Source organism: Bacillus sp. X1(2014), from assembly GCF_007678255.1.
Window position 1 is genome coordinate 76,806 of sequence record NZ_VEED01000001.1, and the last position, 25,428, is coordinate 102,233.

Annotated in this window: 23 protein-coding genes; 5 read left to right on the forward strand and 18 right to left on the reverse strand. The window is 37.8% G+C overall.

The features are described 5' to 3' along the window. Nucleotide 1: 1 nt before the first annotated feature. From FS608_RS00405 to FS608_RS00440, 9 genes are all read right to left on the reverse strand, one after another. Nucleotides 2-928: a fumarylacetoacetate hydrolase family protein gene (locus FS608_RS00405; RefSeq protein WP_144547090.1), complete on the reverse strand. Its 927-nt coding sequence runs from the start codon at nucleotides 926-928 to the stop codon at nucleotides 2-4. A 14-nt stretch (nucleotides 929-942) separates the two neighbouring features. Continuing rightward, nucleotides 943-1,554: a flavin reductase family protein gene (locus tag FS608_RS00410; RefSeq protein ID WP_144547092.1), complete on the reverse strand. Its 612-nt coding sequence runs from the start codon at nucleotides 1,552-1,554 to the stop codon at nucleotides 943-945. A gap of 78 nt (nucleotides 1,555-1,632) precedes the next feature. Next, entirely contained in the window at nucleotides 1,633-2,748 is a 1,116-nt protein-coding gene (hppD, locus tag FS608_RS00415; RefSeq protein ID WP_144547094.1) for a 4-hydroxyphenylpyruvate dioxygenase, read from the reverse strand. A 240-nt stretch (nucleotides 2,749-2,988) separates the two neighbouring features. Beyond that, a complete protein-coding gene (locus FS608_RS00420) occupies nucleotides 2,989-3,783 on the reverse strand; it encodes an ABC transporter ATP-binding protein (protein ID WP_144547096.1) in 795 nt (264 codons plus the stop codon). Beyond that, complete coding sequence (locus FS608_RS00425) at nucleotides 3,767-4,789, reverse strand: ABC transporter permease (protein WP_144547098.1); 1,023 nt, start codon at nucleotides 4,787-4,789, stop codon at nucleotides 3,767-3,769. Before FS608_RS00425 ends, FS608_RS00420 begins: the two co-directional genes overlap by 17 nt. Nucleotides 4,790-4,897: 108 nt before the next feature. Further along, a complete protein-coding gene (locus FS608_RS00430; protein WP_144547100.1) occupies nucleotides 4,898-5,896 on the reverse strand; it encodes an ABC transporter substrate-binding protein in 999 nt (332 codons plus the stop codon). Nucleotides 5,897-6,501: 605 nt separating this feature from the next. After that, a complete protein-coding gene (locus FS608_RS31050; protein ID WP_260871543.1) occupies nucleotides 6,502-6,630 on the reverse strand; it encodes a hypothetical protein in 129 nt (42 codons plus the stop codon). A gap of 161 nt (nucleotides 6,631-6,791) precedes the next feature. Further along, nucleotides 6,792-7,952, reverse strand: a complete 1,161-nt coding sequence (locus tag FS608_RS00435; RefSeq protein ID WP_144547102.1) for a cation:proton antiporter — start codon at nucleotides 7,950-7,952, stop codon at nucleotides 6,792-6,794. Nucleotides 7,953-8,314: 362 nt separating this feature from the next. Next, entirely contained in the window at nucleotides 8,315-11,722 is a 3,408-nt protein-coding gene (locus tag FS608_RS00440; protein ID WP_144547104.1) for a hypothetical protein, read from the reverse strand. A 197-nt stretch (nucleotides 11,723-11,919) separates the two neighbouring features. On the opposite strand from FS608_RS00440, the gene FS608_RS00445 reads away from it, so the two are divergent. After that, nucleotides 11,920-12,396, forward strand: coding sequence for a hypothetical protein (locus FS608_RS00445; protein ID WP_144547106.1), 477 nt, complete (start codon nucleotides 11,920-11,922; stop codon nucleotides 12,394-12,396). Nucleotides 12,397-12,435: 39 nt separating this feature from the next. Here FS608_RS00445 and FS608_RS00450 read toward each other — a convergent pair whose 3' ends face one another. The 5 genes from FS608_RS00450 to ltaS form a co-directional block, all read right to left on the reverse strand. Further along, on the reverse strand, nucleotides 12,436-12,948 hold the full coding sequence (locus FS608_RS00450) for an HD domain-containing protein (RefSeq protein ID WP_144547108.1): 513 nt from the start codon (nucleotides 12,946-12,948) through the stop codon (nucleotides 12,436-12,438). 36 nt (nucleotides 12,949-12,984) lie between these two features. Then, the gene (locus FS608_RS00455; protein WP_222127294.1) at nucleotides 12,985-13,215 is read right to left on the reverse strand and encodes a hypothetical protein; all 231 of its coding nucleotides are present in this window, start codon (nucleotides 13,213-13,215) and stop codon (nucleotides 12,985-12,987) included. Between the two features lie 58 nt (nucleotides 13,216-13,273). Beyond that, the gene (locus FS608_RS00460) at nucleotides 13,274-13,837 is read right to left on the reverse strand and encodes a thermonuclease family protein (protein ID WP_260871544.1); all 564 of its coding nucleotides are present in this window, start codon (nucleotides 13,835-13,837) and stop codon (nucleotides 13,274-13,276) included. Then, nucleotides 13,777-14,166, reverse strand: a complete 390-nt coding sequence (locus FS608_RS30000) for a hypothetical protein (protein ID WP_186328556.1) — start codon at nucleotides 14,164-14,166, stop codon at nucleotides 13,777-13,779. The genes FS608_RS00460 and FS608_RS30000 overlap by 61 nt, the downstream gene beginning before the upstream one ends. Nucleotides 14,167-14,252: 86 nt before the next feature. After that, nucleotides 14,253-16,202 carry a lipoteichoic acid synthase gene (ltaS, locus tag FS608_RS00465; RefSeq protein ID WP_144547115.1) on the reverse strand — a complete coding sequence of 650 codons (1,950 nt, stop codon included), beginning with the start codon at nucleotides 16,200-16,202 and terminating at the stop codon, nucleotides 14,253-14,255. A gap of 446 nt (nucleotides 16,203-16,648) precedes the next feature. Here ltaS and FS608_RS00470 point away from each other — a divergent pair, with 446 nt between their 5' ends. Both FS608_RS00470 and FS608_RS00475 read left to right on the forward strand, forming a co-directional pair. Beyond that, complete coding sequence (locus tag FS608_RS00470) at nucleotides 16,649-16,831, forward strand: hypothetical protein (protein ID WP_144547117.1); 183 nt, start codon at nucleotides 16,649-16,651, stop codon at nucleotides 16,829-16,831. A gap of 79 nt (nucleotides 16,832-16,910) precedes the next feature. Beyond that, nucleotides 16,911-17,090, forward strand: a complete 180-nt coding sequence (locus FS608_RS00475) for an H-type small acid-soluble spore protein (protein WP_144547119.1) — start codon at nucleotides 16,911-16,913, stop codon at nucleotides 17,088-17,090. A gap of 68 nt (nucleotides 17,091-17,158) precedes the next feature. Here FS608_RS00475 and FS608_RS30005 read toward each other — a convergent pair whose 3' ends face one another. The 3 genes from FS608_RS30005 to FS608_RS00485 form a co-directional block, all read right to left on the reverse strand. Continuing rightward, the gene (locus FS608_RS30005; protein WP_186328557.1) at nucleotides 17,159-17,320 is read right to left on the reverse strand and encodes a hypothetical protein; all 162 of its coding nucleotides are present in this window, start codon (nucleotides 17,318-17,320) and stop codon (nucleotides 17,159-17,161) included. 64 nt (nucleotides 17,321-17,384) lie between these two features. Further along, entirely contained in the window at nucleotides 17,385-18,533 is a 1,149-nt protein-coding gene (locus FS608_RS00480; RefSeq protein WP_144547121.1) for an acyl-CoA dehydrogenase family protein, read from the reverse strand. 44 nt (nucleotides 18,534-18,577) lie between these two features. Then, nucleotides 18,578-19,915 carry a TrkH family potassium uptake protein gene (locus FS608_RS00485; RefSeq protein ID WP_144547123.1) on the reverse strand — a complete coding sequence of 446 codons (1,338 nt, stop codon included), beginning with the start codon at nucleotides 19,913-19,915 and terminating at the stop codon, nucleotides 18,578-18,580. A gap of 195 nt (nucleotides 19,916-20,110) precedes the next feature. Between FS608_RS00485 and FS608_RS00490 the strand changes: the two genes are divergently transcribed. Both FS608_RS00490 and FS608_RS00495 read left to right on the forward strand, forming a co-directional pair. Next, nucleotides 20,111-21,607, forward strand: coding sequence for a nitrate/nitrite transporter (locus FS608_RS00490; RefSeq protein WP_144547125.1), 1,497 nt, complete (start codon nucleotides 20,111-20,113; stop codon nucleotides 21,605-21,607). A gap of 223 nt (nucleotides 21,608-21,830) precedes the next feature. Beyond that, entirely contained in the window at nucleotides 21,831-23,132 is a 1,302-nt protein-coding gene (locus FS608_RS00495) for a NarK family nitrate/nitrite MFS transporter (protein ID WP_144547127.1), read from the forward strand. 224 nt (nucleotides 23,133-23,356) lie between these two features. On the opposite strand, the gene fdhF is transcribed toward FS608_RS00495, so the two are convergent. Continuing rightward, nucleotides 23,357-25,417, reverse strand: a complete 2,061-nt coding sequence (fdhF, locus tag FS608_RS00500) for a formate dehydrogenase subunit alpha (protein WP_260871545.1) — start codon at nucleotides 25,415-25,417, stop codon at nucleotides 23,357-23,359. Nucleotides 25,418-25,428 lie beyond the last annotated feature (11 nt).

The following is a 25,428-nucleotide window of genomic DNA, read 5'->3' on the forward strand; positions in this document are numbered from 1 at the left end:
TTCACCTCTCTTCAGCGATTATCTCATTCTGTAACATGCCAAGATGATCAATCTCTAATATTACTCGATCACCTGGCTTTAACCAGCGATGCACCTGATCTCCAAGTTCAAGAATACATCCAGAGCCGACAGTTCCTGAACCAATCATCTCTCCAGGGATTAAGGTAACACCTGCAGAAGCCCTCTCAATCATCTCTCCAAAGGAATAAAATAGGTCTTTCATATTCCCTGCGGAAAGAAGTCGTCCATTTACAGTGGCTTTCATGGAAAGATTAAACCCTTTTCCTGCTCTAAATGGTTCTAACTCATCTTTTGTCACAATCCATGGTCCAATTGAAGTTGAGAAATCCTTCCCCTTGGCAGGACCAAGACCAACTTTCATTTCTTTCTTTTGCAGGTCTCTTGCGCTCCAATCATTTAATATACAGTAGCCAAAAATATGTTCATCCGCTTGATCTGCAGAAATATTTCTACCTTCTTTACCAATGATACAGGCAATTTCAAGCTCATAATCAAGCCAGTTACACGTTTCCGGCTTAATAATCGCTTCTCCCGGTCCTTTTATGGCAAGATGATTCGAGAAGTAAAAAACAGGGATTTCGTACCATTCTGGAATCATTCCGAGGCCCCTATTCTCCCTTGCTTGTTTCACATGCTGCTCAAATGCATAAAAATCACGAAAACTCCTAGGGAGTGGCAGTGGCGCCTTTAAACGGAGCTCACTTAACGGATATACTCCTTTTTGCCCCTTTGTAAATGAGAAACTGGCCGCCTTTTCTAGATTAGCCTCACTATTTTCTAGAAAATCCAGGAGATTACTTGGCAGTATTCCACTTGAGGCTTCATACATATCTACTACATATTCTTGATCCAATAACCATCCTGCTCGGAATGTCCCATCCGGTTTTTCAAACGTTACGAATTTCACGACACTCACCTTTTCTAGGTTTTTCTCTTCATTTCAAACATTTTTGCTATGGGGTCTGTAAAAATATTTCCTGCCATTCTCCCGATCGGCTTCAGTTTCGCAGTATCAATCCGTCCCTTATCCAACAGTTCATCGTTTACATGGACATGAACTACTTTTCCAATTACTAGACTTCCAGCGCCAGGTTTATCACCAAAATGCAATACTTGTTCTAGTTCACATTCTAGGTGGACAAGCGATTCTTTGATACGCGGCACCTTGACCTTAATACTAAGTTCTTTCGTTAAACCCACTTCCACCATTTCGTCGACATCCGGACTAAATTCGATCGCACAGTCATTCATTTGCTCTGCCAAACTGTTACTAACAATATTAATGACAAATTGACCTGTGCTTTCAATGTTTACAAGCGTATCTTTTTTAGCTCCATCTGTTCCCCTTCTCATTGGTGAAAAACAAATGAGCATGGGGTCCGCACAAATTGCCGTGAAAAAACTAAATGGGGCCGCATTAGCAGTGCCCTTCTCATCTACTGTAGAAACAAAAGCAATTGGACGGGGGAGAATTGAGCCAACTAATAATTTATATGCCTCTCTCCATTCCAGTGTTTTCGGGGAGATTTCCATTGCATTTATCACCTCACTTTTTGAACTCTAAAAAAGGAAGAGATCTCTCTCCCTTTAGCCCTTTTAAACTGCTATTCTTTATAAATTTCCTCGTCTTTCCTGCTCCCGCTCAATGGACTCAAATAATGCTTTAAAGTTTCCTTCTCCAAAACCGCGTGCCCCTTTCCGTTGAATAATTTCAACAAATAATGTTGGACGGTCAACAATTGGTTTGGTGAAAATTTGCAGTAAATACCCCTCATCATCTCGGTCTACTAGAATATTAAGTTCACGCAGCTTTTCAATTTCTTCATCAATTTTCCCTATCCGTTCACTTAAGGATTCATAATAAGTATCAGGAGTCTTTAGGAATTCAACTCCATTTTGCTTTAAAATCGCAACCGTTGAGACAATATCCTCCGTTAATATGGCCAAATGCTGTACACCCGGACCATTATAGAATTCTAGATATTCTTGAATTTGTGATTTTCGTTTCCCAACCGCCGGTTCATTAATTGGAAACTTGATCCGCCCACCGTTATGCATAACTTTTGACATAAGCGCAGAATATTCTGTCGTAATATCCTTATCAGAGAAATGTTTCATTTCTTTAAAGCCCATTACCTTGGCATAATACTCTACCCATTCCTCCATTCGCTCTACGTTCCCAACGACATGGTCAATCCCAATTAAACCCGTATCTTTAACAGGTACTGGCGCAGAATATGGTTCAAATCCTGGTAAGAACACTCCCTGATAATCCTTTCGTTCTATTAACGTATGGATCGTGTCTCCATATGTACCTAGAACGGCTTTTTTAACCACCCCTGATTTATCCTTTATTTCAAATGGGGCCGCAATGGCAATCGCACCTCGATTCACAGCTTCTTCAAACGCATTCTTGACATCATCAACTAAAAGCGCAATATCCTTCACACCGTCTCCATGTTTCTTAACAAATTGGGCTACTGACCCTTCCTCAGTATAAGAACCTGTTAGTACAAGACGAATATTTCGCTGCTTCAAACAGTAGGAAGCGGTTTCACGATTGCCTGTTTCAAGACCCGAATATGCTACTGGTTCAAAACCGAATGCTGTACAGAAAAAGTGACATGCCTGTTTGGCATTACCCGTGTAAATCTCAATATAATCCACGTCTCGAACCGGAAAGAAGTCATTAGCTAATTGGTCTGCTCTTACTCTATTTTCTTTCATTTAGAAACCCCCATTAACTAAATGTAATAATATTCAGAATTAATTCTAATTCAAAGAACCTTGTCCTATCAAGGATAGGGTGTAAAGCAATAACGCTTTTTGGTGCTAAAGAAAACAGGATTATTTTTGCGTTATTTCCCAAAAACACAAAAAGAAACTTACCCGTTTCGGGAAGTTTCTAATTAAATCATATTGGAAATATTATTCAATAGAATAATAGACTTACAAAAAATTTTTTGATTAGGAAAGAATCGCACGATCGCTCGCCATATGTTCACCACGGATCCGTTTAAACTCCGTTAACAAACTTTCGATTGTCAGCTGCTTCTTATTTTCCTCACTGACCTCTAAAATAATCTGACCCTTATCCATCATAATTAAGCGATTTCCTAAATCAATCGCTTGCTGCATATTATGTGTCACCATTAATGTGGTTAGTTTGTATTTGTCGACAATTTCTCTCGTCAAATTTGTAATTAATTCTGCTCTTGACGGATCAAGTGCCGCTGTATGTTCATCCAGAAGGAGGATCGATGGCTCTGTGAAAGTTGCCATTAATAAGGATAATGCTTGGCGTTCTCCACCTGATAAAAGCCCTACCTTTGCACTGAGTCGATTTTCCAGTCCTAAATGCAGTGATTCCAATACCTCACGAAAATAATCACGCCGCTTTTTGGTTACCCCTTGGCGCAGGGTCCTCATTTTGTTACGAGAGTACGCCATCGCAAGATTTTCCTCAATGGTCATGCTTGGAGCCGTTCCTGCCATTGGGTCCTGAAAGACACGTCCAATCATTTTTGAACGCTTGAACTCTGACATATTGGTAACATTTTTTCCGTTAATATGAACCTCACCGACATCCGGGATTAACACACCGGAAATGATATTCATTAATGTAGATTTCCCCGCACCATTACTTCCAATAACAGTGACAAAATCACCAGGCTGAAGGGTCAGATTCACATGATCGATGGCGATTTTTTCATCCGGAGTCCCTTCATTAAAAATCTTATGAATTTCATTTAAGTGTAGCATGATTGTCCCCCTTCGCTGAAGTATTCGCCTGGATGATATTCCTTCGCTCTGATCTTCGTCGGGCTTTCCGCTTTTTCTCTTTAGAACCTTCAATGATTTTTGGAGCAGTAAGTGCAATAATAACAATAAGTGCAGTAATTAGCTTCATATCACCTGGGTCTAAGAAATCTACACGCAAGGCTAACGTTACGACGATTCGATAAATGATGGAACCGCCAATCACAGCAAGAGTTGTCCGAGCGATTGTTTTTGTACCAAATAGGGCTTCACCGATGATAACGGAAGCAAGGCCAATGACAATCATCCCAATTCCCATACCTACGTCTGCAAATCCACCTTGCTGGGCTATTAGAGCACCCGAAAATGCTACTAATGCATTAGATAAACCTAAGCCAAACACAACAAGAAGATTGGTATTAGCAGAAAGGCTGCGAATCATTCGTTTATTATCTCCAGTTGCTCTAACAGCAAGACCAATTTCCGTTTTTAGGAACAAATCCGTTAGGAATTTAATCACAAATGTAACGAGAATCATAAAAAGAAGAATTCCCCATGTTTCCGGCAGACTATCACCGAGACCGACCATGGAAAGAATATTATTGAAGAATGAATCAATTCCTGTCTTTTCAAAAAATCCACTGATTTTCGTAAAAGCTGTATCTGTATTTAATAAAGGGATGTTGGAACGTCCCATAATTCTCAGATTTATTGAATAAAGTGCAATCATCATTAAAATACCGGAAAGCAAGTTATTAATCTTTCCAAATGTGTGCAGAAGTCCCGTCATACATCCTGCTGCAAAACCTGCAAATAGTGCCATAATTGTAGCTAAAAATGGATCGGTACCATTCGCAATCATAACTGCTGAAATCGCTGCTCCAGTGACAAAACTCCCATCAACCGTTAAATCTGGAAAATCCAGAATACGAAAGGAAAGATAGACGCCCAGTGCCATAATCGCGTAGATGATACCTGCTTCAAATGATCCAAATATGGCTGTAAACATTGAGATCATCCTTTCTTTTATCATAAAGCATCCGTCTTAGATGCAATATTTTATATAGTGACAAAGAGGCAGCCTTCTAAAAGAAGGCTCCTCCTTAAAAAATATCATTTAATTACCTTCGTAAAACTCACCTAAACTACTCCAAGCATCATTGACTTTTAAACCTTGGGCTTCAGCAGCCTTCTTGTTAATAACAAGCTTTAAGCTGTTAGGAAGTTCAACAGGAATTTCAGATGCTTTCTTTTTGCCGCTTAAAATGTCAGCTGCCATGATACCTGATTGATAGCCAAGATCGTAATAACTAAATCCACTTGCGGCAACCGCACCCTTTTTCATGGAATCAAGTTCACCAACGAACAACGGGATTTTCTTGCTGTTTGCAACGGCGATAACTGAATCAAGTGCAGTAACAACAGTGTTATCAGTAGGAATGTAGATGGCATCAACGCGTCCAACTAATGATTCTGAGGCTTGCTTCACTTCTGCTGTAGTAGAAACAGATACTTTTACTAGTTTAGCACCCTTCTCTTTAGCAATCTTTTCAACTTCTTCCACCTGAACAACTGAATTTTGTTCCCCTGAGTTATAAATGACCCCAACATTTTTCGCTTTCACTTCGTCCGTAATAAAGCTGATTGTCTTTTTCGTTGCTTCTGGATGGTTATCTGTTGTTCCAGTAATGTTCTTGCCTGGCTTATCAAAAGCCTCTACTAGTCCAGCACCCACTGGGTCTGTCACTGATGTGAAGATAATCGGAATATCTTTGGTAGCATTCAATGCAGCCGTTGCACTAGGCGTAGCATTAGCAAAGATTAAATCTACTTTGTCCCCGACAAAATTATTCGCAATTGTTTGCGTGTTGTTCATGTCTGCTTGCGCGTTTTGTTCATCAAAGCTAACCTTAATCCCTTTATCCTTTAAGGCCTTCTTAAAGCCCTCTGTCGCAGCATCTAAAGATGGGTGTGGTGCAAATTGGGTAATACCTACTTTGAACTCCTTATCTGCTCCACCTTTTTCAGTTCCGCCCGCGGATTCTTTACTCCCACAGCCAGCTAGCAGCATCATTCCTGCTAAAGCAATAGATAATACTTTTCCATTTTTCTTCATCTAGCTAAATCCCCCTCAAATACTAAAATATCAATTTTCAAAAAATTAAATATATTAGAAATTATTCTAGTATTTTTTTCAAAGAAAATCAAGAGTTATCGTAAAAATATTTTTTCGCTTTAAAGCAACATAATTGTAAATCCATAATTCCCATGGTAAATAACCTACATTTTGCTGTTAAAAAATAAAAATACCTCCATTTTAAGTGGAGGCATTTTCAGGCTATCGAAAAACTTTCGACAGCCTTTTTTATTTCAATTTCTTTAACAATTCACCGCGTTAACTTGTTTAATATAATTATATTATATTGTATATCTTTTAGATGGAGAAATAAGAATGAACGTTGCCTACCGCTAGTTTTTAGGTTTGAAGTTCAAGAATCCAGTTCACCATTACTTATGATTAGCACTTAAAGGTCAATGATAATATGTATAAGTTCACAAAAGAAAAGGTTGAAGGAGAGACTCGTGAATACTTTGAAGAACTTAATAAGGCAATTGAAGAGGACAAAATAAAAAACTGCCGAGACTAACCTTTCTCGACAAGCTGAATGCCTCCATATTAAATGGAGGCATTCTAAGAATTATCTTTTCAATAATACTATTCTACCAATCTCGGGTATTTTCAAGTAAAAGGTCAATTTCAACTTTTTTAACGATATGATTATTTTTCTCAGATGTTAGATTTGACGTTGCTTCTAGTAATTTGTCGATATCGATTAGTACAGTACCCATTTCTAACCTCCTGAATGTTAGTTTGTTATTGTTTGATAGATCATTCGACGATTTCATTGAAATAGTGGGGGTACCCCTTTAATTAATCTAAAAAAAATAAAAATCCAGCCAATGCTATTTGGCCTGGATTTTTTTAGAATATTAAAAATTCTCTATTTCTATCATGCGGTGTTTTTCATCGTTGTTCCTTTATCACCTTGATTGAAAAAGTACTTCATCATCGGTGGTGTAACAATGGTTGTCACTAGTACAACTACCACTAATACAGCAAAAAGTTCTTGGGTAATTAATTTAGTTTCCAAACCAATTGTGGCAATAATCAACGCAACCTCTCCTCGTGAAACCATGGCAGCGCCAATTCCAAGTGAATTCTTCCAAGAAAAGCGTGCCATTTTTGCACCAGCAGCTGCACCAATTAACTTGGTTAAAATAGCAAGGATACTAAGGCCCAACATAAGCCCCAAATGTTGAGAGATTCCATCAAAACTTACTGATAAACCAATCGAAGTGAAAAATACAGGCACAAAAATAGAATAACTGATGGTCTCCACTTTCTTAAATATTTTAGGTTTATATTCCGTCTGTCCAATAGCAACCCCAGCAATATAGGCACCAATAATCCCCGCAACACCTGTTAATTCTGCTGTGAAGACGAATAGGAAACAAATAATTAGTGCACCCGAGACAAGCGATTCTGTGACCTTTAATGGAACAAATTTTTTTAATAGCCATGGAACAACCTTCCAAGCTACTAAAATAGCACACGTAAAAAAGAGGATCTTTTTTATTATCATCATGCTTAAATTCACTTCGTCTCCAGCCATACTCATGAGGAAGGCTAAAGCAATGATCACAAGCACATCATCAATAACCGCTGCACCTAAAATTGTTGTCCCTTCTTTAGATTGAATCTTATTTAACTCTTTAAGTGCTTGAACGGAAATACTTACGCTAGTTGCAGATAGTAATAAACCTAAGAATAATGCTTCGATGGTTGTCATACCCAGCAAAACTCCTGACAGGTAACCTGCCAATAAAGGAACGATGATTCCGCTGATTCCCACAAAGGTTGATGCCTTCCACGTCCGTCTAAATTCATGGATATCAGTCTCAAGTCCTGCAATAAACATTAACATGATCACACCAATTTGGCTTAGGTCTGCGATGGTTTTCGTTTCTGAAATTAGCCCCAAGACCGCAGGTCCGATAATAACCCCAATTAATAACTTTCCTAAAACTGATGGCTGGCCTAATTTAACACTAATATCTCCGGCAATCTTTGAGGCAAATAAAATAATTGCTAATTCTAAAATTAACTCCATCCAATCACCACTCCTTTTTAAATAATGGCTGTGTTAAACTAGTCTGTTGATTTCCGTTCCAGGCACTTCGCTTTCCGCGGGCGTGCCGGGGAGCCTCCTCGTCGCTATGCTCCTGCGGGGTCTCCCCTGCCCCGTACTCCCGCAGGAGTCTTCGTGCCTTCCACTCCAACCAACAGAGTGCCAAAATTAACATTAACCTTTAACACAGCCTAAAAATAAAAGGGTCTGTGTTTTAACAGACCCTTTTTGAAAATGCAAAAAAGCCCGTCAACCAAGGGACATAGTAATCCCTTGGTGACAGGCTCCTCCAGATACAACAGAATATTTTATTAACCCTATTATAACATTATTTATATTAACGTTCAATCCCACTTTTTCATTGTACCGATTACTTTTTCCTTAAGAATCATAATAAAGGTGGTTTCTCCTTTATTCACTTTTTGCTTATTCCATTCATTAAAGCTGGCAACCGTAATTAAGATTAGTCCGGCAATTAATAAATAGAACCACCACGGCATATTCCCCCAGTACGGTCTTGTTTGCAGGAATACGTTTAATAATAATACGCCAGCTCCTACAAAGAAATATGATTTAATTTGTAAGAACATTCCTGCCAGCAGCGACAACAAGGAAAGTGTCCCAACAATAATTGCATCATAAATTGTGTTGCTCGCCAAACCATCCTGAATAAATAATAAGGAAACGATGAGTAGGACTCCCCATTGAACAGCTTTCGTTATCTCTGCATATCGACCTTTTAAACAACGTCGAATGAAAATAATAAGAATAATAAAGGGAAGAACAATCACTTCCCGCTCCCATAATGGCGGAATATGAAGGTTAGCCATGATTGAATAATATGGTTGTAATAAATAGGCTCCCCCAAGTATGGTCATTAGTACAGATAACTTTTCAGGTACTCTTTTTCTTTGCAGTAAAATTGAAATTGCAATCAGCAAGCCAGGTATTGCATGACTCCAGATGAATGGATCCTCGAACAAATACATAAGCCCGAAAAACATGAATGAAACAAATGTAAAACCGTCTATTTTTATTTGCTGAAATTTCGGCCCATATTCAACCAGCTTTTTATAAACCAATTGTCCGATCACCGATAGAACAATTCCTACTCCTCCTGTAACTAGCATTTTAGCAAGTTCACCCAGGTCACTCGAATAGGTGAATTCTACAGTTGCAATAAAAGCTAAAAATAAAGGAACTATTCCAAGAACATCCCACTGAATTTTATGCATATAAAATACGGTTCCAAATGCATAGGCAAGTGTGACAAGATATGGCAGCAAATCAAATGGATAGGTAATCAACGTAAACACAATTCCAATTATTGAAAATGGTATTAAATAATAAGCAGTCCTTTTTTTATATTCATCTTTTGCGAAGAAAGCAAACAATATAAGTATCGCACTAGTAAACACATACTCATAGTTTCCAAAAGATTGATATATTATTTGATCTAACACGGTTGTAACTATAAAGAATAAGGAAGTAAAACTGCCATAAAGAAAGGCTTTAATTTTCCATTCTACAGTCATTAACTTTGTGGTAATAGCATAGACAAACAACGCCAAGATAAAGCTGTAAATGCAGTCTTTCTGAAATGCGAACCATGTGAATAATAGCGTCAGTGGATAAATGCTGTGTCCTACCCAACCAAATGCAAATGATAGGTTCAAATCATTTTTCCGGCAAAGATAGGAGATTATCAGCATGATCACTGCACCAGAAGAGCTGATTAGGGAATTCATGGTAAGACTAAAAGTAAATTTCAGCAAAATGGCTTGGATGATAGAAAAATACGAAATAAGTGCTGCGATACTGACCAAAAATGGGACCCACTTCGTACCGATCTTTTTATACAAATAATAATACATTCCGATTCCAACTATTAATATAAGCGGTTGAACCCAAATATGGTTTATTTGATTAAACAATGCTTGGAGAATGGCCACAGTATAAAGTGCATGGGATGTATACAAAGAGATTTTATCCAACCTCTTTTCCCCTACTGCTCTCCACACAAAACCTGATAATAATACAAGGATGGCCGCGATAGCAAAATTAACTCCATACCCAAATTCTTTAAGATAAAAAGAAAAGTTACTGTTCATTTCTTCTCCAAAAGCGGCAATGGAAAGCCCAAGTAAACTAGGTGTAATCCATACAGCGGCTTCTTTTAGGAAGTTCCTTTCTTCCTTCTTATAAACCAAATAGGCTGCAACTATAAATAGGAATAAGAGAACACCAAGCTCCCACCACAATAAAAACGAAATAGCAGTCATCATAGCAAGCACCATGATCGACAAACCTACATCTCTGGAGGCAGTCTGTATGATCTTTACGTATTTTGAAAGGTGCACAATTCCAAACAAACTAAATAGGATAAAACCTGTGATTGATAATTGTAGTGAGAAATTTATGATATCAAAAGGTTTGCTTATCAATGCAATGATTTCATAAATGCAAGAGGCTGAAAAAACCGCGCTTAAATACGGAAATAACCTTCTTGAACCGTGATGAGACAAATAAACAAAGTTAACTGCAATGACGAAATACGCAAGCATAAGCACAATTGACGGATTCCCTGCACGCAGGAGAATTCCTTCGAGACTAATATAAATAAATGCCATACCTGATATTACTGCACTAGTATATTGGAATGCTTTATTTAATGAAAATTGGTTATTCAAAGCCCTTGGAACAAAGACCATTCCAAATCCAACCAGAGCATAAATTATCGCCCCAAAATAATCCAGGAAGCTGTGCTCAATTAACTGATAAGCACCATAAACAATCATCATACTGAAAATGAAATGATATTCTTTCCGCCCGCTTACATACATCATCGATAAATATATAATCGCTGTTAACAGCAAATTGAAGCTGTAAGCGACCTTGTTATCGAATAAAAACAACATAAATAATGTAGACAGAACGAGATTCACTTGGATATAAGGGATAAATTCCTTCGTAAAAAGTTTACTTGATTCCTTATTCTTTAACTGATGATATACAAAAATAGTGATTGCATTGAAAATCATCATACCTAAGTAGAAGAAATCAATCTCGAAATGGAAACTAGCTAAAAGAAAGGCCATACCTAGAGATACCGAAACAAAGGCGAACCAAACAAATAATCTTGATGCTAAGCTTTTGGCAAATAAATAGTAAACAATAACTGGCAGCAAGCTACCCAGCATTCCGAGTAAATAACGTCCTTCTCCAGTAATTGATAAATAGGATCCTAAAAGCCCAAACCATCCCAATGAGAGAATAAAAATTGGTAAAAACAAACTTCCAAGAACACTAAAGGCAAAAGCTGTTTTCTCTATTTTCAATACCTTTTTTGTTAAAAAGGCAATTCCATAAAATAAGATAGCAACAATTGCAATGGACCCACTTTTCATGAAACTTGTCATAGATTCCCAATTACTTGTTGCAACAAACAATCCTCCGATAAGCAAGAAGATTACTCCAATGTTTAATAACCACGTAATATTCCTTTCACGAATCTCTTCTGGTGTTCGTGTCTTCATCACTTTCGCAGGTTTTTTGGGTATTGGAGTATGGACCTGCCCGCTTTTTTCATTTACTGAAGGTTTTGCCTCCATTTCGATTAGATCTAAATGGTATTGGTGATGTGCTCTTGCAACTGTGTCAACTATTGCTTCAGAAAGGTAGCCCTCCTCGCGTAGGGTATATAGTTCTTTTCTAAAAATTTTCCGTTGCTCTTCTCGTATATTCCAATCCATAAAATCTCCCCACAATCATTACAAAATGGTAATTGTACCAAAAATTTCTATTTAGTGTAATTTTACACCATTTTTATATTTTTTCCAATATATTCTACAAAAAAGGTCTTCTAATTGGTCCTTTTCTTAAAGATTTTACGTTTGGGTAAAATAACTGTATGATGTATGAAGGCTTATTTAATTTTTTGGAGGAAACTATGCTTACATATAATGAAAAATTAGCGATCATCGAATCATTTCCTGAATTGGAAAGAAAAAATGTATCACTGGGACGAGTCAATTTTCAGTTCGAAGGCAGTGTCTCTGATAAGAAAAACATCGTTTATCACTTACACCCAAACGGGAATGGATTTATTTATGCCGGACAGTTGGACAATTATGATACGGATGAAAAAGGAATGGTCAATATCCGTGATTACTCCGAAGACCAACTCCGTAAATTGTTAAAACAATCAATTCAATCCCTATCACCAGTTGAAAAATCGGCTGCAGAAGAAGCGATTATTGGGGATTCAAAAGAGGAACGTTGGGTAGATAATGAAAATAGTGTCCTTATTCTAGTGGAAGAAAATGAATCCTGGAATATCTATTACGGATTAAACCTGGATGCTACCTTTGATACCTATGAGGAAGCTGAGATGTTCTTAAAAGAAGAGGGTTTTACTAGGCAGTAAATGAATGAAACAAGGCGGTGCTTCTGCACCGCCTTTAATTTATATACTTTCTTTGTCGATCCATTCGTCTAAGCGGATAATGCTTTGTTTGGCTCTTTCATAATCAATCGTCCGATAATGATGCATGCCGCCTTCTTCTTCATCCTTTTCATCGGCCCATTTAACAATTTGCTGTAAGGGTGTACGGACAATATCGTTGGATGGCAAAAATGAGTCGGTATGAAATAAAATGGCGAGTGCGATTGTCTTTGCTTTGATTGGATTTTCACCAAGGCGAATCAAGAGCTTGTGGGCCCTTTCCGCCCCTTTGATTGGGTGAATGTCATTTTGTTTGTATAAGTCATAATCCCATTTTCCATTTTTATACCATGTATAATGCCCCATGTCATGGAGGAGTCCTGCTTTTGCAGCAATGTCTACATCCAGTTGATGTTCCTTCCCTAATTGAAAGGCATGGTAGGCAACCGCAATCGCATGGGCAAGACCTGAACGATTCAAATATTTTTGGGCAATATGATGTTCAAATATATTCAATAAGGTAACGTCTCTCATGCGATCCCTCTCCTAACTTTTTTAAAATAATATATTTTATTTATTATATGATAACAATTGGTACATGGCTATTTTTTTATTGGCCCTTATTAACTGGGATGTTGATTTCCACTCCAGGCACTTCGCTTTCCGCGGGCGGTACGGCGAGCCTCCACGTCGCTTTGCTCCTGCGGGGTCTCCCCTGCCCCGTACTCCCGCAGGAGTCTTCGTGCCTTCCGCTCCAATCAACATAGTTATACTATCATCATTGCCCTTCGACACATCCATTATTATTAAAAAGCAGCAAGCATATAAATGCCTGCTGCTACCTATAAACAAAAGTATATTAACGTTTCGACTTTCGATAGCCTTGATCCTGTGCTTCTTTTTCTGAACAAAACCAGACGATGTTGTCTTTGGTGGATTCGTAATAACTACCGCCTGGTACATGATAAATATGGGAATTGGCATTTCCTTTAATTTTCCCTTTACAATCCAAGTTAGTTTCTTGATCATCATTTGGGTTATTTTCATACATATTTACGGATGATGTGTTTGATGTTGACCCTTTTTCATCCGTGCTCTTGGCATTATCAGTGTTATACCCATCCTCTAGAGCATAATTTTCAATGGACCAAATGCCTATGCCCTTTTTTTGTGCATTCTTTTGGATCGCATAAAATTCATCAACATATTGGGTATTGGGTGCATAGATATAGGCGACTCGTGCAAGACCTTCCTCAAGCAACATTTCATTAAACATTTTTCCATTTACATAAATATAAGCAAGTAAACGGCCATATTTATCTCGGCCTTCGCCAATTCCAGGTTCTATTTCGACTTTTGTACCTACAGCGAGAATCTTCTTAGTATACTCAGACGCTTCTGGTCCGAAGGGTTGAACACCCAAGCGGGGATGGTGTGTCTCTGGTGTATCCACGCAGAGCATTCTGACTTTTTCGACCTTCCCATTAAGATTAATCTCAACAGTATCTCCATCGACATTCTTACAATGGTGGCGGGAAGTAATTTCTTATTAGCAGTTTTCTGCTCTGGAACTTCTGATTGAGATGGTGAAGCATCGATCGTTTCATTCGTATTCACTTCTTTCTTTTTATTAATTGAGGTTGTTTTTGTGTCATTCTTCTCCTTAGAGATTTCGCTCTCAGTACACCCAGTTAGAATGATAAGGATAATGACAAGTAATGAAATGATTAATTGATGAATTCTCTTGTTCATTGCAAGTTCCCCTTAATATTAATTCCGATAATAATTGTAACAAAAGAAAAAGAGAGAAGTTATCGTTTCTTCTCTCTTTAACCGTGTTATTCATCTGATGTCCCATTGTCACCTTTTGGACCTAAATATTCATAATCATTAGGGTTAATTGGTGTATAACCTTTTGGCTTATAGAAACGTAGTAAGTCTTTGTAAACAATTTCATCAGACATATTTAGTTCCATATTGACTTTGCTATCGACATCCTTACAAATCGTACCATCCTCTAATAATTCACCCGTTGCAGAGGAGTAACATTTCTCATTAATCTGGATGGCATCTGATGTTACAAAGTCACCGTTTCTAAATAATGCCCAATTCCGGTGTTGTTTGGAAAGTAAATCTGATCCAAATTCCATATAATCTTTCGTATCAATACCTAGTAAATGAAGAACAGTTGGACGTACATCGACTTCCCCGCCCACTTGGTGTTGAACTCCTCCTTTTACACCAGGTACATGAATAAATAATGGTACACGCTGTAGTTTTGCATTGATTGCAGGAGTGATTTCGTCCACACCCATAACTTTTGCCATTGCATCGTTATGGTTTTCAGAAATGCCGTAATGGTCACCATACATAACAATGATGGTATTATCGTACATACCGTTTGCTTTTAGATCATTAAAGAACTGTTGGAACGCCTGATCCATATAGTTTGCAGATTGGAAATATTGGTTTACAACTGTATCCCCGTAATCACCGGCAGGAAAATTTGTATCCTCCGGATCCATTTCAAATGGGAAGTGATTAGACAGAGATATAAATTTTGTATAAAACGGCTGCTTTAAGCTTTCAAGTAATGGAATAGATTCCTTAAAGAACGGTTTATCTTTCATTCCATAGTTTTTTGTATTTTCATCTGACATGCTATAGTACTCTGCATCAAAGAATTGATCGTACCCAAATGCTTTATAGATCACATTTCGATTCCAGAATGTTTTATAGTTACCATGTAACACTGCGGAACTATATCCTTGTCCTTTTAGAATCGACGGCATTGCTTGATAGGTGTTTTGGGCTTTGTTAACAAAAACCGCACCCTGTGCCATTGGATAAAGTGAGTTCTCCATTAAGAATTCGGCATCCGATGTTTTTCCTTGGCCTGTTTGATGATAAAAATTATCAAAATAGAAGGTATTATTGTCATGTGCCAATGAATTTAAAAATGGTGTTACTTCTTGTCCGTTAGGCATTTTATAATTAATCATAAAACTTTGGAAGGATTCCATCGAAATATAAATTACGTTCATACCCTTAGCTTTACCAAAGTATTTTGGATTTGGGGCAGCATAATTTGCTTTACGATAGTTCTCAACATCGGTAATATCACTGCTATCAGCCAACGCACGCTGACTGGATGACCTAATATTTTGGATAACATCATAAATGGTAAAGTTGTACGCACCAAGGTATTTTACTAAATAATTTCGGTCAAAAGAACGTGACAGTAGTTGTGGACGATCCTTTTCCGCTAAACCTAAATTAAATAGAAAAGTAGTGATTGAAAATAATAGAACAATTTTATAGGTTTTTCTGTTCGATACCGTTACTTTTTTGAAGACTGTTAATGCTAAAGCAATTAAAATAAACATATCTGTAAAATATAAAATATCAAAAGGAGACATTAACGATAGTGCACTGTCACCTAACTGTCCAGCATTCGTTTTGGTTTGCATCAAAACTGGCACTGTTATGAAATCATTAAAGAAGCGATAATAGGCGATATTCGCATACAATAAGAATGATAAAAGGAAGTTAATTAATATCATTATTAACTTTGAATGCTTCTTAAACAGCAATGCTATACCAAAGAAGAATAGCGCTGAACTTAAAGGATTTATCAAAAGTAGAAACTTTTGTAGATTGTTTTCAATTCCTAAGTTAAATTCAATTTGATATGCAGCATAGGTCTTGATCCAAAATAAAACAACTGCAGCTGCAAAGAATGTAATATGACTATTTTTTAATGTTTTAGGTAGTCTAATTTTATTCATTTAAAAATTTCTCCCCTCACTTACCAATTAAGCTACGGTAAACGAACCTCAATTACTATATCACATTTCTTTTCAAAATAAAAACAAAACCCATGTTATATCTTCCATTTCTTATCAACATAACTCTACATTCTTTGCTAATTCTTTAGCCCTTTTTATAATTTGGTCATTTCTATTTCTATGTCATTTAATTGTTGGACATGACTATTTTCGAGTCCTCAATAATATAAGACGAATATGTTTTATTTTAGTTTCAAATTTTTATTAATAAGTGATACGTTCCTTTAATCACCATTTCTACATATATTAAACCTGAATGTATGAGGGAGCAATATGAATTTAGCCTTATATTTTAAAAAAATGGAGTCACTTTTGCTTGAATGAACTATGTAAACATTGGAAAGTATATACACAGAGGAAAGAAGAAAATTTCAAAGGAGAATCTTATGCCCAGAATAAGGCCTGAATTTACAAAGAGTCCATATTTTGTTGATGAACCAGGAAATTGGCACTTAAAGCCTGGTGCACCGAAGGAAATGCAGGTAGAGTTCAATAATTATCTGAATAGCATGGAAGATGTTGATGAGCCAGGTACGATCAATGGTGTACATATTGACTACCCATATTAATGAAAAATTGCAATTATATAATAGAAGAAAGCGATTACAATTTCTCAATAAAACCAAAATATGACTAGGAGTGAAAAGAATGAATGTTAATCGAGTTAAACAGATTTTATCCTCATCCGCTGATATTGAGGTCAAGTATAATGGTGTATCTGTATGGATTGACCAACTACATGAAGATGGGCATACTGCTACAGTTCATTTACGTGGGCCACTGGAAGAACGATCCAATGTTGATATAGGCGAATTAGTGGAAGAATAATCCAACTTCTGTGAAAAATGTAACCACTGATTTATCCAAATTAAAAAGGCAGGATTGAGATTCCTGCCTTACACCATATCTTCATTTTCCTTTTCAATATCACTTGGTTGAGGTTGTTCTCCTTGGACGATTCCACCAAGAACCTCTCTGTTATTCCTATTAGCATCATTTCCTGCTCCAGGCGCAATATTAGCCATTGGGAGTTGTTCTAATTCTTTACCTCTTGGCATGTTTCATCACTCCTTATAGGTTAAGGTATCCAAAAAGTTTGAATTTAAGTTATCCAACTTTTGGTCATTTTTTGTTAATACTATACTTAGCTAATAATTGCAAAGTCATGTCATCCATTGGAGGATTATGAAGTCCGGCACGTACGTCCCGATAATATCTTTGCAATGGATTGCTTAATGACAAACTTTTTGCCCCAACGATTCGCATCGCTAAGTCAACAATATCAATAGCCAAATTGGTCACGGTTAATTTGGCAGCCCCTAAGTGTGCCCCCATTTTTTCTCTCTCCTCATCATTTGATGCATCCCACTGTTTGGCAGCCCCATATAAAAAGTACTCTGACTGCATTATCTTTAGTTCAATTTCACCCAGTTTTTGTTGTACATTTGGTAAATCGATGATCGGCCCTACGATACTATTAGGTGAATACTCATTTGCGAACTGAATGGCATATCTTTGGGCGGCTTTTGCTATGCCAAGATAACAAGCTGGTATATGTAAGAGCCAACCATTTGCTTTTTTCCCAGCGGAACTAATCTCTTCGACAAGATGGTCGTTAGGGACAAAACAGTGATTCAATATTAGGTCATGGCTGCCGGTGCCTCTTAATGCAATACTGTCCCAAGTTTCCTCGATCACAAGTCCTTTAGTGTTCCGTGGGATTAGAAAATTTGCCACCTCATCGGTTTCATTGATTGTTGCACTAACGATAAAGAAATCAAGGACCGGTGACATGGTCGTAAATGTTTTTCTTCCTGTTATTATCCAGCCATTTTGGCATTTTTCTGCCGATGTCTCCGGTCTTCCTCCCCGAGTAGGACTACCAGTTTTCGGCTCACTTTGGGCACTATTTATTAATGAACCATTTATTACTTGTTCACAAAGATACTTAAAAACAGGCTCCTTCCATGTTTTTTTCTCATTAAGATTCATCATTATACCCATATGCCAACCAATCGAAAGTGCGGTAGCTCCGTCACCTTCAGCTATTGTTTCTTGGAGTCGAATTAATTCATAAAGCGCTATCTCCTTACCCCCATATCTAGAAGGTACAGTTAATGTAGTGTATCCAGTATCTTTAAGGTCACTTATATTTGCATAAGGAAAACTGCCTTCAATGTCTATTTGATGTGCTCTTAATAGGAATTGTTTCGACAGATTACTCATTAGTTCGATTCGTTCATTCACAGTCTGTTTTTCTAGAAAATTCATTATATATCTCTCCAATCCAAATCGTAAAAAATTAAACCAGAATACTACCCAATTGTGATTTTTCCTTTAGGGTACCGGAAGGCATCAGGATTTCTTCGTATAGTCACCGCATATGCAATGGTAAGTGGACCCACCCTGCCAGCAAACATTGTAAAAATGATCAGTGTCTTGCCAAGTGGTGATAGTTCTGGAGTTAATCCCATTGAAAGTCCAACTGTTGCAAATGCGGAGGTTACCTCAAATAAAATGGCTAAAAAATCTTGCCCATGTTCCGAAATGGTTAATATAAGTGTCATAAGCATGACAAGGAAAATCCCACTAAATGTTACGGTTAACGCTTTATAAATGGTTTCATATTCAATTCGTTGACGGTAAAAAATCACATCCTCTTTCCCGCGGATTTGTGACCAAACAGCACCTATCAGAGTAGTAAATGTTGTTGTTTTAATCCCTCCTCCAGTCGACCCAGGCGATGCACCAACAAACATAAGAAGGATGATTAATAATAAGGAAGATTGTGTTAAATCACCAATATTTAATGTATTAGCCCCTGCCGTTCTTGCGGTAACTGATTGAAAGAAGGAACCAAGAATTTTTCCAGAAAACGACAATGGTTTTAGTGTTAATCCATTAGAATATTCAAATAGAAATATGCCTGCAGTACCAACTGCTAACAGCGTAATGCTGGTCATTAAAACAATCTTAGTATGTAAAGATAGCCGTTTGGAATTTCGATATTCAAAAAGTTCGTTCATAACGATAAACCCGATTCCACCCAAAATTATTAATGAACTTATCGTTAGAGTTACCGTAGGATCATCAACATAACCTGTTAAACTATGAAACTCACCCATTAGATCAAATCCTGCATTGTTAAAATTGGATACCGAATGAAATATTCCAAAATAAATCGCTTTACCAATATCCATATCAAAGGAAAAACGAATCGATAATAGCAAAGCCCCAGTAAATTCAATTACAGCTGTAAAAATTAATATCCTTTGTGCAAGGCGTACAATTCCTTCCATTGATAAATTGTTGAGCGACTCTTGGAGCAGTATCCTTTCTTTTAAAGAAATTCTTTTTCCTAGCAAGAAGGCAAAAAAAGTAGCAAAGGTCATAAAGCCAAGACCGCCGACTTGAATCATACATAAAATAATCACTTGACCGGCCACTGAAAAAGTAGTTCCGGTATCAACAACTACTAATCCTGTAACACATGTTGCTGAGGTTGCTGTGAAAAATGCATTTATAAACGATAGGCCTTCCCCATTTGTTGTTGAGAACGGTAAAGTTAGTAAAAATGATCCTAGTAAAATAATTAGACCAAAACCCAATACAAGAATTTTAGGCGGATCTATATATTTTTTTTTACGCAGCATTGTTTTCTTCCTTCCTCCTAAAAATTTAATTTGTTGTTTGTGTCAAAAGTGTGTCATACCTCACTGAAAGTTAAATGCTTGTTGTTCTATAATACAAGAAGAAAAATTTTCCATGCTAATGAACAGATTTCTAACTATTTATAACGTAATATTGAGGAAATAATAACATGGCATGGGAATTAAAGGGGGATTTTTATGAAACAAGGATCAAAACAACTTTTTATACAAACTGGAAGCCTTGTTGCTGGTTTTATGGTTTGGGTACTTATATCATCACTTATGCCCTTTATTAAAGCAGATATTCAACTTACTTCATCACAAATTGCATGGGCCACAGCGGTCCCTGTGATCCTTGGTTCACTGCTTCGTGTTCCGATTGGCTATTGGACGAATCGCTATGGTGCTCGTCTTTTATTTTCAATTAGTTTCATTATACTACTTATTCCTATTGCATTGTTAAGCTATGCTAATTCCTTGCTTACGCTCATCATTGGCGGATTATTACTTGGGATTGGCGGTGCTATTTTTTCGGTTGGTGTTACCTCCCTTCCAAAATATTATGAAAAATCAAAGCACGGATTTATTAATGGAATATACGGTGCAGGTAACATTGGAACGGCCATTACTTCTTTTTCAGCGCCCGTTCTTGCTACCGCATATGGTTGGAGAAATACGATAAAAATCTACCTGCTAGTTGTACTTCTCTTTGCCCTTTTAAATTTTATATTAGGGGACAGAAAAGAACGAAAAGTTCACATTTCTTTACCTGACCAAATCAAAGAGGTTTATAAAAATCCAAAACTATGGTTTCTAAGTTTATTTTATTTTATCACGTTTGGTTCCTTCGTAGCTTTCACCATTTATTTACCATCGTTCTTAGTCAATCATTTTGAATTGGATAAAGTGGATGCAGGACTCCGGACAGCCGGTTTTATTGCCTTGGCCACAATTTTTAGACCAGTCGGGGGTTGGTTAGGTGATAAAATTAATCCGTTTCTAATTTTAATGGCTGTTTTCTTTAGCTTAACTTTTGCAGGATTTCTATTGTCCTTTAAGCCATCGCTGCCAATTTATTCATTCGGCTGCTTATTAGTTGCTTTCTTTGCGGGGATTGGTAATGGTGCGATTTTTAAACTAGTCCCATTATATTTTTCAAAGCAAGCTGGTATTGTGAATGGTATTGTTTCAGCCATGGGGGGGCTTGGTGGTTTTTTCCCTCCAGTTATTCTTACCATTCTCTTTAATTGGACTGGACATTATGCTATTGGGTTTATGTCCCTTTCTGAGTTTTCATTAGCAAGTCTGGTTATTGTAGTTTGGCTGTATTACCAAGATAAGCTAGATATTTCGGCTAAGATCGTTAACCATGCTTTAGATGGCATTTGTGTAACCGATGTTCACGGAATCATACAAAGTGTAAATCCTGCATTTACAAAAATTACTGGATATAGTCAAGCAGAAGTTGTCGGTAAAACCCCAAGTGTACTTCAATCCGGGGAACACGGGAATGAATTTTACAATCAAATGTGGGAGAGTCTAAAGACCAATGGCGTTTGGGAAGGGTACATTTGGAATAAACGTAAAAATAATGAAATATACAGAGAATGGCTTTCCATTACAGCCATTAAGGATGACGTTGGAGAAACAAAGAACTATGTAGGTATGTTTTATGAGGATAACGAAAAATTTTAAATATGCATAACGAAAGGAGACCTTTCCCCGTGGAAGGTCTCCTTTCGTTATGCTTATGGATTAAATTATTACAACTTTTTGTCATCCGTCCTGAGTTCACAGTTCGTTCACCATTTTTGTGACGTACGTCACAAATTTCATGTTACCATCTGATTTATAGTAATAACACAAACAACAAATTCTTTTGAAAATAAAATTTAAAACACTTTAGGGGGAATAAATAATGGCCCGAATTAATTACTGGAACCCAGAAGATGAAAAGTTCTGGAAAGCAGAAGGAAAAAAACATGCACGACGAAATTTATGGATTTCCGTACCATCATTGATGATCGCATTTATTGTCTGGCAAATTTGGTCCGTGGTTGCCGTAAGACTAAACGACATTGGCTTCCATTTTACTGAAGAACAACTCTTTACACTTGCAGCTGTTCCTGGTTTGGTTGGTGCAACACTACGTTTTGTTTATACATTTGCAGTTGGCTCGATTGGCGGTAAGAACTGGACCGTCATTTCCACAGCGGTTTTAGCGATTCCTGCGATTGGAATTGGATTTGCCGTTCAGAATCCGGAGACACCATTTTCAATTATGCTAACTCTAGCAGCTCTTTGTGGTCTAGGCGGCGGTAATTTCTCATCCTCTTCAGCGAATATCAGCTTTTTCTTTCCGAAAAAAGAAAAAGGAACAGCTCTTGGTATTAATGGCGGTTTAGGTAACATGGGGGTATCTGTTGTTCAATTCGTTACACCATTAATTGTTACTTCAGGAACTTTTGCACTAGTTGGCGGCAACCAAGTTTTAGCAAATGGTCAGAAAGTTTGGTTACAAAATGCAGCATTTATTTGGGTTATTCCAATTGTAATCTTAACAATCCTAGCGATGTTTAAAATGGATAATGTTCCTGGAGCAAAACAATCCGTAGCGGATCAATTTGTGATCGTAAAACGTAAACACACTTGGATTATGACAGCTCTTTATGTAGCAACATTTGGTTCATTCATTGGTTATTCAGCGGCCTTCCCGCTCCTTTTAAGGTCACAATTTCCTGAGCATATTTCACTTGCCTTCCTTGGAGCCTTAGTGGCAGCGGCAGCTAGACCTGTAGGTGGTTGGTTGGCTGACAAACTTGGCGGTGCTAAAGTCACTGCATATGTTTTAGTAATCATGGGCATTGGTGCAGCGGGGGTTATTTACTTCCTAAATGGAAAACAATTTACTGGATTCCTAGTATCTTTCTTAGTTCTTTTCGTTGCATCTGGTATTGGTTCAGGCTCAACATTCCAAATGATTCCAAACCTTTTTATTCCTAAGGAAGCCGCACCTGTCATCGGATTCTCGGCAGCATTTGCAGCTTATGGCTCATTCTTTATTCCAAAGTTGTTCGGATGGTCTGTTAAAGCTACTGGCACACCAGTTACTGCTTTTTACTTCTTTATCGGTTTTTATGTCATATCATTTGCGCTTAACTGGTATTATTATCAAAGAAAAGCAACTGCAGCTAAATCTCTTACACAGCAGGTCGGGTAATCCCGGCTTGTTTTTTTATTTTAAGCACTATTAAACTAGGCTGTTGATCTCCGTTCCAGGCACTTCGCTTTCCGCGGGCGGTCCGGGGAGCCTCCCGCAGGAGTCTTCGTGCCTTCCACTCCAATCAACTTGGCTATAAAATCAACACTAATCTTTTAACAGATCCTTTTTTTATAAAAAGAACGCAGTTACGAAACTGCGTTCTAAAGATGAATATGTGTCGTTTATACCTTTTCAATTGCAACTGCACATGCCTTGTATTCGGCAGTTCCTGAAATAGGGTCGTATTCATTTAATGTTAAAACATTTGTTGGTGTTTCACTCCAGTGAAAACTCATAAAGACCAAACCTGGTACCACCTGTTCTGTAACCTTTGCCTTCACCTCAAGCTCCCCTCTTCGTGAACGAACCCTGACCACTTCTCCATCAATAATACCTAGAGCTGCTGCATTAGCAGGAGAGATATCTAGGGTCTCTTCTGTTTGTTTCACCTTTACACCAGAGGCATAATGACGAGTCTGAGAATGGGTATTATAGGATTCATAGCGACGGCCTGTCGTGAGGGTAAATGGATACTCCTGGTCCGGTAACTCTAACGGAGCTGTGTAATCTACCGGAACAAATGGTGATTTTTTCGTTGGTACTTCTTGCTGATGGAACCTCTCATGCATGATAAAAGTACCTGGATGATTTTCATCTGGACATGGGTAGTGGATGCTATACTCTTTTTCGAGCCGTTCGTAAGATATGCCGCCATACATCTCCCAAGCAAGTTTCCTCACTTCATTCCAAATTTCTTTACTATTATTATAGGTCATTGGATAACCCATTAATGTCGATAATTCACAAAGGATTTCCCAATCTTCTTTCACATTGGGATGTGCCTCAATTGCTTTGCGGACCCTTTGAATTCTTCGATCTGTGTTGGTATAAGTACCCTCTACCTCTCCCCATGAACGCGCAGGTAAAACAACATCTGCCATTCTGGCTGTTTCGGTCATGAAAATGTCTTGAACGACTAATAAATCTAGTTTCTCAAGCAATTTTTTCGTATGGTTCATATGAACATCGGCAAGCAGAGGATTTTCACCAATAATATACAGAGCCTTTAGTTCACCCATTTCTATGCGGTCAAATGTACGAGTTTGTGTATCGCCTGCCTGCGGATTTAATTCAACTTTCCATTCTTTTTCATAACGGGCACGGAATTGGTCATTTGCTAAACTCATTGCTCCAGCTAATTGGTTGGGCAGGCATCCCATATCCCCAGCACCTTGAACATTGTTCTGGCCCCTTAATGGCATAATTCCAGTTCCTGGTTTTCCAATATTTCCAGTTAATAAAGCAAGGTTGGCGATATCAAATACATTATTAACGCCACAGTGATGCTCTGTAATACCAAGTGTATACGCAATCATTGAACAGCTTGCTGAAGCATACTCCCTAGCTGTAGCGACAATATCTTCCGCTTGCAAGCCAGTAATGTTTGCAGCAAATTCAGGAGTATATGGTTCAACTTGTTTTTCAAGTTTCTCAAAGTCGACCGTAAATTGTTTAATAAACTCAGGGTTATATAACTCTTCTTTCAGGATAATCCGAATGAAAGCATTGATCAGTGCAATATCTGTCCCGACATTTATTTGCAGATGACGATGGGCAACTTTCACCATATCAATCCTTCTTGGATCAATAACGATTATTTTCAGGCCGGCTTTTGCCGCCTTTTTGATGCGATTAGCGATAATTGGGTGTGCCTCTGTTGTATTCGAGCCCATCAAAAGCAGCACTTCTGCCCGCTCAAAATCTTCCAGAGTGTTTGTTGGGAAACCGCTTCCAAAAACAGTTGCCAGACCGGCAACGCTAGGAGCGTGTCAAGTTCGATTGCAGCCATCAATGTTATTACTTTGGATGACCGTTCTCATGAATTTTTGTGTTATATAATTGGATTCATTTGTACTCCGTGCACAAGCAAACATAGAAATTGCATTTGGTCCCCATGATGTTTTGATGCTTGATAATTTAGCGGCAATGTATTGATAGGCTTCATCCCACGACGTTTCAACCAACTTACCAGCTTTACGAATTAATGGGGATGTTAATCTATTCTTAGCATGTACATATTCATAGGCAAATGCACCTTTTACACATGTTTGTCCTTTGTTGACAGGTGCTTCCTTGTCACCTCGGATTTTCATGATTCTGTTATCTTGAACTTCAAGGACTAAACCACATCCCGTTCCACAATATCCGCAGATCGTTTTGACTAAATTAGATTCTCCCAACATGTTCACTCCTC

Bases quoted from the DNA above. Each gene is read 5' to 3' on its own strand.
- FS608_RS00410 (WP_144547092.1), bottom strand. From the start codon at position 1,554: ATGGAAATCTCCCCGAAAACACTGGAATGGAGAGAGGCATATAAATTA.
- hppD (WP_144547094.1), bottom strand. From the start codon at position 2,748: ATGAAAGAAAATAGAGTAAGAGCAGACCAATTAGCTAATGACTTCTTT.
- FS608_RS00420 (WP_144547096.1), bottom strand. From the start codon at position 3,783: ATGCTACACTTAAATGAAATTCATAAGATTTTTAATGAAGGGACTCCG.
- FS608_RS00425 (WP_144547098.1), bottom strand. From the start codon at position 4,789: ATGTTTACAGCCATATTTGGATCATTTGAAGCAGGTATCATCTACGCG.
- FS608_RS00430 (WP_144547100.1), bottom strand. From the start codon at position 5,896: ATGAAGAAAAATGGAAAAGTATTATCTATTGCTTTAGCAGGAATGATG.
- FS608_RS31050 (WP_260871543.1), bottom strand. From the start codon at position 6,630: ATGGGTACTGTACTAATCGATATCGACAAATTACTAGAAGCAACGTCA.
- FS608_RS00435 (WP_144547102.1), bottom strand. From the start codon at position 7,952: ATGGAGTTAATTTTAGAATTAGCAATTATTTTATTTGCCTCAAAGATT.
- FS608_RS00440 (WP_144547104.1), bottom strand. From the start codon at position 11,722: ATGGATTGGAATATACGAGAAGAGCAACGGAAAATTTTTAGAAAAGAA.
- FS608_RS00445 (WP_144547106.1), top strand. From the start codon at position 11,920: ATGCTTACATATAATGAAAAATTAGCGATCATCGAATCATTTCCTGAA.
- FS608_RS00450 (WP_144547108.1), bottom strand. From the start codon at position 12,948: ATGAGAGACGTTACCTTATTGAATATATTTGAACATCATATTGCCCAA.
- FS608_RS00455 (WP_222127294.1), bottom strand. From the start codon at position 13,215: ATGGATGTGTCGAAGGGCAATGATGATAGTATAACTATGTTGATTGGA.
- FS608_RS30000 (WP_186328556.1), bottom strand. From the start codon at position 14,166: ATGAACAAGAGAATTCATCAATTAATCATTTCATTACTTGTCATTATC.
- ltaS (WP_144547115.1), bottom strand. From the start codon at position 16,202: ATGAATAAAATTAGACTACCTAAAACATTAAAAAATAGTCATATTACA.
- FS608_RS00470 (WP_144547117.1), top strand. From the start codon at position 16,649: ATGCCCAGAATAAGGCCTGAATTTACAAAGAGTCCATATTTTGTTGAT.
- FS608_RS00475 (WP_144547119.1), top strand. From the start codon at position 16,911: ATGAATGTTAATCGAGTTAAACAGATTTTATCCTCATCCGCTGATATT.
- FS608_RS30005 (WP_186328557.1), bottom strand. From the start codon at position 17,320: ATGCCAAGAGGTAAAGAATTAGAACAACTCCCAATGGCTAATATTGCG.
- FS608_RS00480 (WP_144547121.1), bottom strand. From the start codon at position 18,533: ATGAATTTTCTAGAAAAACAGACTGTGAATGAACGAATCGAACTAATG.
- FS608_RS00485 (WP_144547123.1), bottom strand. From the start codon at position 19,915: ATGCTGCGTAAAAAAAAATATATAGATCCGCCTAAAATTCTTGTATTG.
- FS608_RS00490 (WP_144547125.1), top strand. From the start codon at position 20,111: ATGAAACAAGGATCAAAACAACTTTTTATACAAACTGGAAGCCTTGTT.
- FS608_RS00495 (WP_144547127.1), top strand. From the start codon at position 21,831: ATGGCCCGAATTAATTACTGGAACCCAGAAGATGAAAAGTTCTGGAAA.